This window comes from Pseudomonas sp. P1_C12, from assembly GCF_056406435.1.
Genome location: NZ_JBFUAE010000017.1, coordinates 18,222 through 32,211 on the forward strand (window position 1 = coordinate 18,222; position 13,990 = coordinate 32,211).

General features: G+C 59.3%; 13 protein-coding genes and 4 tRNA genes. 2 read left to right on the forward strand and 15 right to left on the reverse strand.

What is annotated here, in order from left to right; translation table 11 throughout:
• Window positions 1–14: 14 nt before the first annotated feature.
• The 10 genes from AC1D19_RS24330 to AC1D19_RS24375 all read right to left on the reverse strand — a co-directional run bounded on the left by AC1D19_RS24330 (window position 15) and on the right by AC1D19_RS24375 (window position 8,962).
• A complete protein-coding gene (locus tag AC1D19_RS24330) occupies window positions 15–1,001 on the reverse strand; it encodes a type II secretion system F family protein (RefSeq protein ID WP_477764786.1) in 987 nt (328 codons plus the stop codon).
• Complete coding sequence (locus AC1D19_RS24335; RefSeq protein ID WP_477764787.1) at window positions 998–2,440, reverse strand: CpaF family protein; 1,443 nt, start codon at window positions 2,438–2,440, stop codon at window positions 998–1,000. The genes AC1D19_RS24330 and AC1D19_RS24335 overlap by 4 nt, the downstream gene beginning before the upstream one ends.
• A gap of 3 nt (window positions 2,441–2,443) precedes the next feature.
• Entirely contained in the window at window positions 2,444–3,664 is a 1,221-nt protein-coding gene (locus AC1D19_RS24340; RefSeq protein ID WP_477764788.1) for an AAA family ATPase, read from the reverse strand.
• A complete protein-coding gene (locus AC1D19_RS24345; RefSeq protein ID WP_477764789.1) occupies window positions 3,658–4,152 on the reverse strand; it encodes a TadE/TadG family type IV pilus assembly protein in 495 nt (164 codons plus the stop codon). The genes AC1D19_RS24340 and AC1D19_RS24345 overlap by 7 nt, the downstream gene beginning before the upstream one ends.
• The gene (locus AC1D19_RS24350; protein WP_477764790.1) at window positions 4,152–4,631 is read right to left on the reverse strand and encodes a TadE/TadG family type IV pilus assembly protein; all 480 of its coding nucleotides are present in this window, start codon (window positions 4,629–4,631) and stop codon (window positions 4,152–4,154) included. The genes AC1D19_RS24345 and AC1D19_RS24350 overlap by 1 nt, the downstream gene beginning before the upstream one ends.
• Before the next feature lie 8 nt (window positions 4,632–4,639).
• Window positions 4,640–5,974, reverse strand: a complete 1,335-nt coding sequence (locus AC1D19_RS24355; protein WP_477764791.1) for a Tad domain-containing protein — start codon at window positions 5,972–5,974, stop codon at window positions 4,640–4,642.
• A 75-nt stretch (window positions 5,975–6,049) separates the two neighbouring features.
• Window positions 6,050–6,859, reverse strand: coding sequence for a Flp pilus assembly protein CpaB (gene cpaB / locus AC1D19_RS24360; protein WP_477764792.1), 810 nt, complete (start codon window positions 6,857–6,859; stop codon window positions 6,050–6,052).
• Window positions 6,860–6,874: 15 nt separating this feature from the next.
• Window positions 6,875–8,203 carry an ATP-binding protein gene (locus AC1D19_RS24365; protein ID WP_477764793.1) on the reverse strand — a complete coding sequence of 443 codons (1,329 nt, stop codon included), beginning with the start codon at window positions 8,201–8,203 and terminating at the stop codon, window positions 6,875–6,877.
• A gap of 2 nt (window positions 8,204–8,205) precedes the next feature.
• Window positions 8,206–8,736, reverse strand: a complete 531-nt coding sequence (locus tag AC1D19_RS24370; protein ID WP_477764794.1) for an A24 family peptidase — start codon at window positions 8,734–8,736, stop codon at window positions 8,206–8,208.
• A 28-nt stretch (window positions 8,737–8,764) separates the two neighbouring features.
• Complete coding sequence (locus AC1D19_RS24375; protein WP_477764795.1) at window positions 8,765–8,962, reverse strand: Flp family type IVb pilin; 198 nt, start codon at window positions 8,960–8,962, stop codon at window positions 8,765–8,767.
• Window positions 8,963–9,371: 409 nt separating this feature from the next.
• Here AC1D19_RS24375 and AC1D19_RS24380 point away from each other — a divergent pair, with 409 nt between their 5' ends.
• Window positions 9,372–10,241 carry an AraC family transcriptional regulator gene (locus tag AC1D19_RS24380; RefSeq protein WP_477764796.1) on the forward strand — a complete coding sequence of 290 codons (870 nt, stop codon included), beginning with the start codon at window positions 9,372–9,374 and terminating at the stop codon, window positions 10,239–10,241.
• A 58-nt stretch (window positions 10,242–10,299) separates the two neighbouring features.
• Here the strand turns inward: AC1D19_RS24380 and AC1D19_RS24385 are convergent.
• The 4 genes from AC1D19_RS24385 to AC1D19_RS24400 all read right to left on the reverse strand — a co-directional run bounded on the left by AC1D19_RS24385 (window position 10,300) and on the right by AC1D19_RS24400 (window position 10,712).
• Window positions 10,300–10,375, reverse strand: a tRNA-Gly gene (locus tag AC1D19_RS24385).
• Window positions 10,376–10,378: 3 nt separating this feature from the next.
• Window positions 10,379–10,454: transfer RNA gene (locus AC1D19_RS24390), tRNA-Glu, on the reverse strand.
• A gap of 104 nt (window positions 10,455–10,558) precedes the next feature.
• A tRNA-Gly gene (locus AC1D19_RS24395) sits at window positions 10,559–10,634 on the reverse strand.
• A gap of 2 nt (window positions 10,635–10,636) precedes the next feature.
• Window positions 10,637–10,712: transfer RNA gene (locus tag AC1D19_RS24400), tRNA-Glu, on the reverse strand.
• A gap of 385 nt (window positions 10,713–11,097) precedes the next feature.
• Between AC1D19_RS24400 and AC1D19_RS24405 the strand changes: the two genes are divergently transcribed.
• Window positions 11,098–11,856 (forward strand): hypothetical protein, encoded by a 759-nt coding sequence (locus AC1D19_RS24405; protein ID WP_477764797.1) that lies wholly within the window; start codon window positions 11,098–11,100, stop codon window positions 11,854–11,856.
• Window positions 11,857–11,979: 123 nt separating this feature from the next.
• Here the strand turns inward: AC1D19_RS24405 and AC1D19_RS24410 are convergent, their stop codons facing one another.
• Window positions 11,980–13,944, reverse strand: a complete 1,965-nt coding sequence (locus tag AC1D19_RS24410) for a methyl-accepting chemotaxis protein (protein WP_477764798.1) — start codon at window positions 13,942–13,944, stop codon at window positions 11,980–11,982.
• Window positions 13,945–13,990: the final 46 nt, after the last annotated feature.

Below are 13,990 nucleotides of genomic sequence, written 5' to 3' on the forward strand. Positions count from 1 at the left end.
GAAACGAATACCACTCAAACCTGAATCCGGATGATTTTGCGGATCCAGAGAATCCCGAGCAACATGGCGCCGAAAGCCCCGATGATCAGCTTTTGACCTGTGGGATCATTGACCAGCACAGGCAAGTAACTGGGGGTTGTGACCAGGATCGCCGCAGCCAACACAAAGGGAATGGCCACCAGCACCCAAGCCGATATACGCCCTTCAGCCGACAAGGTTTTAATCTTGCGCTGGAAACGGAAGCGCCCGCGGATCAGGCTACTCAGACGCTCCAGCACCTCGGTCAAATTGCCGCCGGTCTCACGATGGATGAGGATCGAGGTCACCAGCATCATCACCGTCATGCTGGGCATCCTCTCCAGCAGGCCGAGCATGGCCCGGCGCACATCGTTGCCATAGTTGATATCGGCGAAGGTCAGGCCGAACTCCTGAGCGACCGGCCCCTTGTGCTCCTCGGCCACCAGGCGCAGGGTTTCGTTGAATGGGTGCCCGGCGCGCAGAGCGCGGCACATGGCATCCAGCGCATCCGGCAGGCCTTCCTCGAACGCTGCGAAACGCTTGCTACGGTCGCGAGATATTTTCAGTACGGGTAACCAGAAGACCGCGAAACCCGCCACCAGCGCCATCCACCAGACTGACCAAACCATCCAGATCAAGATACCCACCCAGACACCCAGCACCAGCCCGAGCAGCAATACCCGATAGGCCCGGTACTCGTGTCCGGACTGCTCAATCATTTGCGTCAATGCTTCCATAAAGGGCAGTTGCTCAAGCCTGGCCTCCAGGGGCGACAAACGCGTCAGGTACTTCTGCCTCAATACCGTTTGCATGTTGGGCAAATTATTGGCTTTCTCCATTACGTGCAGGCGGCCGCGGATGCGCTTGCGCATCTTGCCGGCCTCGCCGAATACCGGCACCGCCACCCCCTGGGACAGGAGGAACACGGCGATAAACACCATGCCGAGGAACATCAGAATGAATTCGCCTGGAACCTGGTTCATGGCTGCCGTGCCTCCATCCATTCAGGCCTGAACATCGTCAGCGGCAACTCGATGCCGCGCTTGGCCAGCACATCGCGGAAGGCGGGGATCATGCCGCTGGGCCGATAATCACCCAGCACTTCGCCGTTTTCGCCCATGCCATGGCGCGCGAAGGAGAATATTTCGGTCATGGTGATGATCTCGCCTTCCATGCCGTTGATCTCCTGCACGCTGACCAGGCGGCGCTTGCCGTCCTCCTGGCGTTCCAGCTGGATCACCACATCGATGGCCGAAGCGATCTGTTGACGCATGGCCTTGATCGGGAAGGTCGCCCCGGTCATCGACACCATGTTCTCGACCCGCCCCAACGCATCGCGCGCGGTGTTGGCGTGGATCGTGGTCAGCGAGCCGTCGTGGCCGGTGTTCATCGCGGTCAGCATGTCCAGCGCCTCGACACCGCGCACTTCGCCGATCACGATACGGTCCGGACGCATCCGCAGGCTGTTGCGCACCAACTCCCGCTGGCTCACCTCGCCACGCCCCTCGATGTTCGAAGGCCGGGTTTCCAGGCGCACCACGTGGGGCTGCTGCAGTTGCAGTTCGGCCGAGTCTTCGATGGTGACGATCCGCTCGTTGTGCGGAATGAAACTGGACAGCACATTGAGCATGGTGGTCTTGCCGCTGCCGGTACCGCCGGAAATCAGCACGTTCAAGCGCCCACGGACAATCGCCTTGAGCAGCAGGGCAATGGCCGGGGTCAACGTCCCCACCTGGATCAGGCTGTCGGTATTGAGCAGGTCCACCGCAAAGCGCCGGATCGACACGCTCGGGCCGTCGATGGCCAGCGGCGGGATAATCGCATTGACCCGCGAACCGTCCTTGAGCCGGGCGTCCACCAAGGGCGAGGACTCGTCGATACGCCGCCCCAGGCTGGAAACGATGCGGTCGATGATGTTCAGCAAATGCTGATCGTCGCGAAAACGCACATCGGTGCGTTGCAGTTTGCCAAAGCGCTCGACATAGACCGAGGCATGGCCGTTGACCAGAATGTCGGACACGCTGTGATCCGCCAGCAACGGTTCCAGGGGGCCAAGGCCGAGCACCTCGTCGGTGATCTGCTTGATGATCAACTGGCGGCTGGAAGTACTCACCGGTGCCGAATGCTCATCGAGCAGGCGCTGGCAAATTTCGCGAATCTGCCGCGCGGCCTCAGCCTGTTCAAGGGAGTCCAGCAAGGACAGGTCCATGACCTTGAGCAACTGCTGGTAAATCTTTTCTCGCCACTCGGCCTCCACCGGGGTGACCTGACTTTTGGTTTCGTAAAGAACGTCCGGTGTTGCACGTTCCCACGCCATTACTTCCTCTGCCGGATCCATCTGGTCGTCACCCGGCTGGTTAGCCTGCGATGAGGCGGATTTAGCGGCCTGTTTGCGCAAGCGGTTACGAAAGTCACTGATCATGGGTCACCCCCCGAAAAAACGGTTGAAGGCGCGTTTGAGCACACTTTTTTTTCCAACCACCTGGTTGCCGACCAGGTCATCGGCCACGTTGCGCAGGGCAGCGGTGATCGCCGCCTTTGGCGCATGCAGACCCAACGGCACACCAGTGTTCTGACTCTGGCTGACCACGTTGAAGTCGTTGGGTAATTTCGACAGGTTCGTGCAGCGCAGCGCTTCGCCGATATCTTTGAGGCTGACCGCCGCCGACTTGTCATAGCGGTTGACCACTATCTGCAGTTGATCCCCACGCACACCCAGGTCTTCGCGAAGCATCCGCACCAGGGAGCTGGCATCGCGCAGATGGCTGACGCTCTGCTGCACCACCACGTACACCCGATCCACCTGTTCCAGCACGGAGCCGGTGAGGTGGTCGATTTGCCGCGGCAGATCGATCACTACCCAGTCATAGCTGGCGCGGGCCAACTGCAACAGGGTGTCAAGTTGTTCGGGTTGGGCATCCTGCGACAGACACAGCTCACCGGCCCGGCCACCCAGCACATGCAAGGTCGGGCTGAAGTGGCTGCAAAAACCGCGTAACGCGACGCTGTCCATGCCGTCGATCTGATGCAACACCTCCAAATGGCTGTGCGCCAGCGCCACATCCAGGTAATGCGTCACGCTGCCAAATTGCAGGTCCATGTCCAGCAACAGGGTACTGCCACCCTTCATGCTGAGCTGCTGAGCCAGGTTGCAGGCCAGCAAGGTTCCACCGGAACCGCCCTTGGCGTTCATCACGGCGATCAATTTCCCTACTGTCCCACTGCCGGTTCGAACCTCCATGACCAGCCGATTCAAGGCGACGACCAGTTCCGTCTCGGCGACGGGCTCCGGCAGCACGTCACGGGCCCCGGCCTGCATCGCCAGGCGCATGCCTTCCTGTTCGCTCAGCAGCCCGCACACCAACATCGGCGGACGCTCATGGGCCGGGCGCTGCAACAGTGCCGCGAGCTCTTCACGCCACAGGTGGCTGACGCGCAACAGCAGCAGATCGGGCATCCGGTCCAGACCATAGAGCGGGTCGACATGCCCATTGCTCACCAGCCGAGTACTCACCTCGAGGCCGGGCATGCGTTGGCAGACGCTCTGCAGGTCGCGCAACGACGTGGCATCACGGCTGCTGATCAGCAACCTGAGCCCGGCTTTGCCGGTCGAACTGGAGAGAGGAGTGTCCTTGGTATTCAGCATGGCGTGATCTCCCCGGAATCGGAATGACGCCCGAGGCTTTCACGTGGCAACGTTGCCCTGAATGCGGGCAAGGTAATGGGCACGCCAAACCCGGGAATGAACAGATTGAAAACGAAGTTTTGCAGACTCAACCGGACATAGCGGATGGCACGAAAACCATTGACGCTGACCAGGTCAGCGGGGTTGGCCACCAGAGCACCGTTTACGTCCAGATAGGTCAACGTCAGGTTGGTGGTGGCCAGATTGCCGATTAGCTGGCTCGTACCTGCGTCGGTCGCGGCATTGAAGATTGCCCGCCGCAGAACCACCGGATCGCTGATATTGCACACCGCCGCCAGGCGCGTACCGCGGCGTACGGCTTCATCCAGCGCATTGACCGTGAAGTACAGGCGGCCCATTTCCAACACGCCGAACAACAACGTGAACATCAGCAGACCAATGAAGGCGAACTCCACCGTATAGGTGCCGCGCATGTGTTTTCTGTTCATCACAGGGCCCTCATCACGGTAGTGGCAACCAGCGGAATGCTCAGTGCAATCTGATTTCCAAAAAAACCGGGCAGCGATCCGGTGCAATTGCCAGCGCCAATCACCGGGCAGAACGTGTAAGTGATGGTGACCCGCACATGGTCGGTGCCCACTGCGGCGACGTCCACGTTGCCAATCGTCAACCCTGACACCACAGCGGTCCCGGTGTTGGCAGGCACGCCATACACCGCAACGTTTTTCGTCTGGGTCAGTAGCGCATTGCTCAGAGTGATCGTACCCAGCGTCGAGTTCCAGGCCTGGCTGGCGACGAAACGGTCGGCATCGCGGCTGGCCTGCAGCAGCACGTTGTACTGATAGAGCATGCGGCCGAACTCACCGAAGGCCAGCAACAGCAACAGCAATATCGGCAGGACCAGGGTGAACTCCACCATGGCCAGGCCTTGCTGGTGCTGCCGCTGTTTAAATCCGTGAAGTCTCATGACGCCTCCTACGAGTCAGTGCTCGGAGTGCCGCTGCCGTTGAGATAGGTTTTGTAGAGCTGAATGATCTGCGGGCCGGAAGAAGTTGACGGTGAGGGGCCGGCCACGTTGTCGCCTTCGCACTCCTTCACGAACTGGCCGAAGATCTGCGAGTCGCCGCCGCCGCCACTCACAGGCTGCACAACGAAATAGCAGCCAAAACCGAGGACCGGGATCGAGGTTGAACCGCCCTGTTTGCCGGTGCAGTTACCCACCACGACTTTCAGCATCCGACGCTCGAACACCCCATTGCCCTGACAACCACTCCCCCCTGCCACACATGCGGCAACGCTCGCACGCCAGTCGTTGTAGTCCAGTATCGCGTTGCCGCCCGCCGTGAGATTGCCATTGTTCGAGGTGACGGCTTGCCCCTGGTACTTCGGGCCTGTGCCGTTGTCAGTGATTGCGGGGTTACTGGACGTGGTCACCAGATCCGGTGGATAGGCCGATGCATTGATCTGGCCGCCGTTGTAGATGCCGAAGCGCGTATTCAGGCCTTGAGAGGTAGGGCCGGCCGTGTTGCCAGGAGCGGTCTGGACATTGTCCCCAACATCGCGACAGACCTCGCCGCCTCCGGCCAGATCCTCCCTGACCTGACTGCCGCCCGAGCCAAAATCGAGCAACTGAAAGTTGCCTGGACCAATGGGCGACGAAGTGCCGGAAGCTGTCTTCAATACCTGCAAATCACCAAACTGGAAGCCCCAGAACATGCCCGTGCCCGGGTTGTATTGAGTCGGGTCGCCACAGATCATCAAAGGTGAGAGATCGCAGGGGTTGGTAGGGCTGGGGCCAGCAGTGGCGATCGCCGCCACCGTTTTGGCTCCCAGGCCGCCGGGGCCGAATGTCTGGGCGAAGTTCCAGAAAAAACCCGTCAGGTTATAGCTCGGTACCGATACCCGAACGTACTTGGCATCCGTCGGCCCCGGATAGGAGAACGGGCCATAGACGCTGCTTGCCAGTTCCACCACTGCAAATGCGCCGGCGTTGCCGCCGACCGCCGTGGCCAATTCGTTGTTGCCCGTGGCATTGGCATTTTGCGTCAGCGTATTGAGCGCAGCGGTACGCGTCGTGCTGGCACTGTTGACGCCACCCTCTACCTGACTCAGGGTTTTGGCGCCACTCAGGGCGGCGGCGTCCACCGCATTCTGCAGGCGCGTTTTGTTCAGCAGCATATGCCCACCGTCCAAAGCCAACGCCGCCATCATGGCCATCGCCGCCAACGACATCACCATCAATACACTCACCGATCCTTCCTGGCGCCTTGGCGTCGAAATGAACGGCCGCTGAATACGAAGATTCATCATCAAGCCCTCGATTGCCGATACCGATCCGGATCGACTCCGCCAATACCCTGGTGCCCAGGCACCGGTTGCGCCCGGTCAGCGAATTTTGACTACATTGGCCTCGACCCCACGGATAATGGTGACGGCTCTGCCGCTCTCTCCATTGCCACGCGGCACTACGCGCTTTGGCTCTGTGGCGGTAGCCACCGCCATGACCGGTGCGGCAGGCGCAACGGCCGCGGTTTTCTTCTCGAGGTTCAGTGGATTACGCAGCGCCAGTTGCAACTTGCCTTCCGTCTGCGCCGTGACCAGGGTTTCCGCTTCAGCGGCCGTCATCTCCAGCGTCACGGCGCGCACCACGACCGGTTGGGTCTTGTCGGTGCCTGCGGTCTGATCCACCGCCAACACCCGCAAGTTCTCGAGGATGGTCCTGGACGAGGCGCTGTTAGTGCCGGTATTGGTGGTTTTGGTCGCCAGTACATCGACCCGGTTACCCGGCAACAGGAATCCGCCGACGCCGACCACATCGTCCACCCGTACTGATATGGCGCGTTTGTCGGGGGCAATCAAAGAGGCCAGGGTGCTGCCGCCGAGGTGCTCGCTCAGACGCGCACCACGCACGATGTCGCCCCGCAGAATGTCGAACGTTGCGATCTTGCCCACGGCTTTTTCGCTGGCATCGAAGGCATCGTCCGGGATCGTATCCATGGGCATGCGTACGGTCGTGAGCTGCTGGGACTCGACCATCTGCCCGAATGGAATCTCTACCGTGGCGACCACCACGCTCCGAAGGTGGTCATCCGGGCTGGCATTGAGCCGCGCGCTCAACCAGGAGTCGGCCATCCATGCAGCTCCAAGGCCCATGACCAGGGAAGCACCTATCAGGGTAAGCGTACGAGAGCTCATGTCAGTATCTCCGTATCAAAGAAAGTCGAGCTGGACGAAGTAGTTGTGCCAGGCCCATTCCAACTCTTTCGGTGACAGTGGTCCGGAACCGCCGATATAACGCTGGCGATCGAGTGCCATGTTCAGGAGATCGCGGGGATGGCAAGGCACCAGGGGCATGCCTTCACTTGCATACAGCCTTTGCAGCGCATAACGCACCAGCAGCGGGTCATAGGAAATACCCAGGCGCTCGCTTTCCATACGCCAGATCTTTTCGTACTGCTCGGGCTTCAGGTAACCGAACTGCAGCTTGTAGCCAATCCGGCGCAGGAAAGCCTCATCGGCCAGTTCCAGAGGATTGAGGTTGGTGGAAAACACCAGAATCAGATCGAACGGCAACTCGCAATGCCGACCGCCGCCCAGGTTGAGGAAATCGCGTTTCTCTTCCATCGGGACGATCCAGCGATTGAACAGCTCGGCGGGGGCCATGCGCTGGCGCCCCATGTCGTCGATGATGAACAGGCCATTGCTGGCCTTGAGCTGCAAGGCGGCCTGGTATTGACGGGTGAAGGGGTCATAGCGAACGTCCAGTTGCTCCATGCTCAACTCACCGCCCGTGATGACGATCGGGCGTTTGCAGCGCAGCAGTCGACGGTCGATCCCCTCGTTGAGCATCAGGCTGTTCTGTTGAGCATTTTCATCGAGCCGCTGATGCACCTGCGGGTCATAGATCTCGATCACCGACTCGTTGATGACGATGGCATGAGGGACCCAGATGGCCTCGGCGAACAGACGGATCAGCCGACTGCTGACATAAGTCTTGCCGGTACCCGCGGGGCCATAAATCATGATCGCGCGCCCGGAGTTCATCGCCACACCCAACTGATCGAGCATCTCCTCCGTGAGCACTACGCCGGCCAGGGCATTGCGCATATCGTTGGCGTTGATGCGACCATGGTGAATGGTCTGCAGCTTGATCAGGGAGCGGTAGGTACTCACCGGGAAGGGTGCCGCACCGATATAGCCACTGCGCGACAGGGCATCGCGGGCGGCACTGCGACCACGTTCGGTCAGACCATAACGCAGCATCTGTCCGCCCGTTTGACTCGCCTGGCCCAGCACTTCGACACGGCCATCCTTGCGCAGAAACGCCAGGACCTCTTCAAGTACCGCGCCGGTCAGCGCCAGGCGCTCCACCAGCCGCGACATGTCCAGCACACCGGCATCAAACAAATGCTTGCACACCAACTCGCCGAGAAAACTGTCTGTCAAACCGGTTTCTCGGATTGTGCACGGCTGAGGAGCCAGTCGCTGCACCGCTTCCCGCTCATTGGGGAAGGCATCAGTATCAACCATGACGTGCATGACTAATCTCCCAACCCACTGGCAACGAGTTGCCAGTAGATGCTGCCCAGCGTGCCGAGCAAAATTGCAACTGCGTAAGGGAAGGGCTTGCCGGCCGCCTCGTCCGCACTCGGCGCCAGGTAGGCCCGAGCCTTCAGAATCAGCCAATAACGCCCCAGGGTTTGCAACATCTGACCGTGCACCAGCACAATCAGAAAACCGCACAGGCCGCCAAATACCAGACTGTATAACGCGGCCCACAGTGCGTAATGAACCGGCAGGAAGCTGCCAACCATGGCCATCAACTTGACGTCGCCGGCGGCCATGCCCCCCACGGCATACATGGGCAGAAACAGCGCAAAACAAATCAGGATGCCCAACAGGCCGTCACCCAACCCGCTTAGCCCACCTGAATAAGTCTGGCCGGCTAACCCCAAGGCCAGGCCCACGAGGACCAGCAGGTTGGGAATGCGGTGGCGACGAATATCGCTCACCACCGCTACGCCCAGCAGTCCTATCAGCAGAACAGTAGCCATCATCTGCTCCATGGACATCACTGTATCTCCCTAGCGGAAATTGTCGTTAATTGCAGGCACCACCACCGCCAACGGCAGTGCAAAGCGCCGTGATTCGGGTATGCACGTTCGCTCCAAGATTGGTGAATGCGAGGGCAACAACTGCCGTAATCAACCCACCCGCCACCGCGTATTCCACAATGGTCAGACCATCTTCGTCTTTGGCGAACTTCACTACCGAAGCCTTGATTGTTTGCATGATCATTTTGCCCACCTCACTCGAATGTTGTTTTTTCTGAGGCAGTACTTTCTGCGCTGCCTGATGCAACCCTAGTCAGTGGTAAGGCATGGGCGTTAGGAAGATTTTGCACATCGCTAGGACTTTTTTGCGGGGCGGCCAAATACGCAGCATTGGCTTTTGCAGAAGTAACAGGTGGGGGGAAACAAGGCGCTGAAACGCAAAGACAATTGTCATTGATTCACAAGCGACAAGCGGTTAAACCCGGTTCGACGAAAACACACCAACAAACATTCGCCCGGGCTGCCTTCCAGGCAACCCATAGAGCGAATAGAACTAAAAATCGTCTTTCCTATCAGGATTAAATCTGCAAAGTGATGGCACCTTGGCAATACTCCTTAGCTAAGAGAGTCACCCAGAACCCCAGAGTAGAGACATGACGTCCAATTTGACCAAAAGGCCATCGCTCCTGTGGTTCGATCTGACTCATGATCGGTCCACGAAAGAACTCATCGCGCAGTTCGAGAGTACCTGCGACTGCAGACTGGCGAAAAACTCCGTGTTGCCCATCGCGGAACCGGCAGACATGATCTGCATCCATTTTGATCGCCCCGACACTCCAGGTTTGAGGCTATTGCTGGAGATCAAACACACCACCCCCAGCATCCCGATCACCATGTTCACCGTGCAGCACTCCGAGGAACTGGCTGTATGGGCCATGCGCTCCAGCGTCTGGGAATACATGGTGCTCCCACTCTCGAGCACCGAGAGGAAGCGTTACCTGACGGCGGTGGTGCAGCTCTGCGAGCTGCGCCGAAATGCCCAGGGCCGGGGCAAGTCATCGCAGATCGACCACTCCCCGACCCTGCCGGACAGCATCCGTCGGACCTCAGGACACCAAAAACACCAGGCGCTGAGCAATGTCATGCTGTACATCGAACAGCACTTTCGAGACAGCATCGATCAGAGGGAATTGGCGCAGCGCTGCGGCATGACGACATTTCGCTTCAGCCGCCTGTTCAAGGAAGCCAATGGGCTTGGCTTCACGGATTACATCCTGGACAAGCGCATGAACTTCGCCAAAGATCTGCTCGACAACAGCCAGATGCCGATTACCAGCATCGGCTATGAGGCCGGCTTCAAGGATCCTTCCTACTTCGCTCGTGCCTTCAAGCAGTTCGCCAACTGTACGCCCAGCGAATACCGCCTGGCACGCCAAATCAAAGCGGCTGCCGCTGCGCTACCGGTGCAGGATGAAAAAACCATTGAAGCGCTCGAAAACCTGGTGCAGAGCCTCAGCGGTTGATCCGGTTTTTTACGCGCACACAAAAACGCCGCTCAATGAGCGGCGTTTTCGTTAAATATGGAGCGGGAAACGAGACTCGAACTCGCGACCCCGACCTTGGCAAGGTCGTGCTCTACCAACTGAGCTATTCCCGCAAATGGCGTCCCCTAGGGGACTCGAACCCCTGTTACCGCCGTGAAAGGGCGGTGTCCTAGGCCACTAGACGAAGGGGACACGCTACCCGGAACACATGGTGTGTGTTTCGGTGTCCAGAGCCGCATCCGAAGACTTGGTTCTGGTTTCACTCAGCCCTGCCCGAAAGCAACGCTGTTTAAAATTGGAGCGGGAAACGAGACTCGAACTCGCGACCCCGACCTTGGCAAGGTCGTGCTCTACCAACTGAGCTATTCCCGCATTGGCGTCCCCTAGGGGACTCGAACCCCTGTTACCGCCGTGAAAGGGCGGTGTCCTAGGCCACTAGACGAAGGGGACACACGTACTGCATTCACTCCCTGCTTCGTTTCGCTGTGTGCTTTACGCTGCAAGTGGCGCGCATTCTATGGATGGATTGAGAGGTCGTCAACCCCCTGATATAAATTTATTTAAATCAATGACTTCGCCCTGCTTTTGGGAGCCGTTGCGGTTTTTCCGCGGCCCAGCGTTTGACGCTTATATTCTGGCACCCGCCAAGACGTTATAGTCCACCCAATGATGGCACTCTGCGAATCGAGTGCCATCATTCATAGAAACGGGGCTGCGGCCGATATAAGCACAAGCATGTCCGATCCAACCCGTCGTGCGGGCCAGGGCGCTCAAATGCCAAGCCACCCGACTCGCATGCGTAACCTATAAAGAGGTCTTACCGGTGACGCCACTCATGATCACCCTGCTAATCGTAGCCGGGATCGCCCTGTTGATCGCCATTGGCTACATGAACCATGTGGTGGAAAACAACAAGCTGGAAAAGGCCCGTACCAAGATCGAGCTCAACGATCGCCTGCGACGCTGCGGCGAGATCACCGAGACGTTCCCCGGCCAGCTGATGACCCCGGCACTCAAGCTGCTGTTGGCCCGCCTGGAACTGAACGTCTGCCAGCGCCTGCTCAACCTGGAAAAATCCAGCGCCAACCTCAAGGCACGGATCGCCGAACTGGAAGCCCTTGTCGGCCAGGGTGAATCCATCCCGGTCAACAATCCGCCAGCACCGATCCAGACCGAAGCCAAGGCCAAGGATGTACGCTTCCTGCTCGAAGCCTTGCACGGCCAGATTACCCGCGCGGCACAGGACGGCTTCCTGGCCCCCAACGAGGCCAAGCGCTGGATCCGTGAAGTGCGCCACATCCTCGTGTTGCTGCACATCGAGTTCTTCAACAACCTCGGCCAGCACTCCCTGCAGCAGAACCAGCCCGGGCAGGCTCGCCTGGCATTCGAGCGCGGTGTGCAGTACCTGCGCAAACAACAGGAACCACAGGTCTACGCCGAGCAACTGGAATACCTGGAAAAACTCCTGGCCCGCGCCAATGACCAGGTCATGGATCGCATCGCGCCGGTCGAAGGCGAGGTCAACCAGTTGACCGAAGGCTTAAAAGACGTCGAGGCCGACGCGGACTGGAAAAAGAAAGCGATCTACGACTGATCAGCGAAAGCCACTGTAGGAGCGAGCTTGCTCCGGGCGGCGTTCCGACGATGGTCGTAAAGGAGAACGCGTGTTTACTGGCTATACACGTCGTTCTTGCGTCCATCGCGAGCAAGCTCGCTCCTACAGCCTGAAATGCCCCACCATCCCCTTCAGTTCAACCCCCAGTTGCGCCAATTGAATACTGGACGCTGCATTGCCCTGCATCGCCAGCGATGACTGATCTGCACTGGCGCGAATGCTAGTGACACTGCGGTTGATCTCTTCGGCCACCGAGCTCTGTTCCTCGGCCGCCGCGGCGATCTGCTGGTTCATCTGCTGGATCAACGATACCGCCGCCGCAATACTTCCCAGCGCACTCTCGGTCTGCAAGGCATCGCTGACCGCCAGCTTCACCAACTCGCCACTGCTCTGGATCTGCTGCACCGACGACTGCGCCGCCGAGCGCAAAGCGCTGACCAGGCGTTCGATTTCCTCGGTCGATTGCTGGGTTCGCTTGGCCAACGCGCGCACTTCATCGGCCACCACCGCAAAACCCCTGCCCTGCTCGCCGGCCCGGGCCGCCTCGATCGCCGCGTTCAATGCCAGCAGGTTGGTCTGCTCCGCCACGCTTTTGATCACACTCAACACCGTGCCGATATTGTGGATTTCCGCACTCAGGCTTTCGATGCTCGAACTGGCGGAAGTGGCCGAATCTGCCAACTGCTCGATCCGTGCCATGCTCTGGCGCACCACCTGCTGACCGCTTTCAACCTTGCCGTCAGCCGTTTGCGCAGCCAGGGCCGCTTCCTCTGCATTGCGCGCGACATCATGCACCGTGGCGGTCATCTGATTCATCGCGGTGGCGACCTGCTCGGTTTCCTCCTTCTGTGTGCTGACTTCGAGGTTGGTCTGCTCGGTCACCGCCGACAGCGACTGGGCGGAAGTCGCCAACTGTTCGATACCCGACTGCAAGCCGCTGACGATATGACTGAGCCCCGCGCCCATTTGCTGCATTGCCTGCATCAACTGACCGATTTCGTCGCGGCGGGTCACGTCAATGGTCGCACTCAAATCCCCCGAGGCAATCTGCTGCGCCACCTGAATCACGCTACGCAGCGGTGCCACGATCAATCGGGTGATGAACCACGCGGCAACCAGCCCAACCAGCAAGGCCAGGGCGGAGGAGCCAATGATCAGCAGCGAGTTCTTTTTCAGTTCAGCCTGCATCGCCTGGTCTTGCGCGACATAAGCCTGATCCACCCGCTCGACCACTTGGGCTGCGCGTTGGTGCAATTGCTGATAGACGGTTTTTTCCTGTTCCAGCAGGTCGGTGTACTCGGCGAGCTTGTCACTGAAACTGGCGATATGACCCGTCACCTCATTGAGGACGGTCTGGTAACCCTCATCCTTGATCGTGGTCTTGAGCTGCTCGGCCTGGGTCAATGCCTGGCTGGCCTGTTCGATCTTGCCCTGCCCGGCGCTGTCGTCGCCTTTGCGGCTTTGATCCAGACGCACGCGCGCTTCATTCATGGCTTGCAGCATCAAGCGTGAAACCTGGCTGACCTGGCTGGCCTGCTCGATGAATTGCGCACCGTCCTTGCCTTCGGAATCTTTCAGGGTATAGGCACCGTCATCGGCGAGCCCGGACTGCAATACGTCAAGATTATTGGCCACGCTGGACACCGACCAACTGGCCATTTCCAGCGCCAGGTCCTTGGCCTGGGTGAGCGAGACAAACTCGTCGAAGGCCTTGCGATAGGCGCCCAAAGACTGTTCGACATCATTCATCACCGGCATGTTGGCCGCAGACGCGGCCTTGAGCTGGCCGGCCAGGGCGATCAGGCCATCGACGCCCTCGTGCAGGGCATCGACGGTTTTCGGATTGCCGTGCAAGGCGTATTCCTGCTCCAGCAGCCGCACCTTGAGCAAACCGCTGTTGAGCGATGACATTTGCTTGAGCCCGTCGAAGCGCTGGCTGATGGTTTGCAGGGACCACACGCCAATGCCCGCCACCAGCGCAGTCAACAACAGCACCAGGACAAACCCGATACCCAGTTTTTTTGCCATACCGAGGTTGGCAAAACGTCCTTGCACGCCCGAATTCATTGCACTTAGTCCCCTGCCAAAGTCTGTAGACGCAGATTCGCAACGG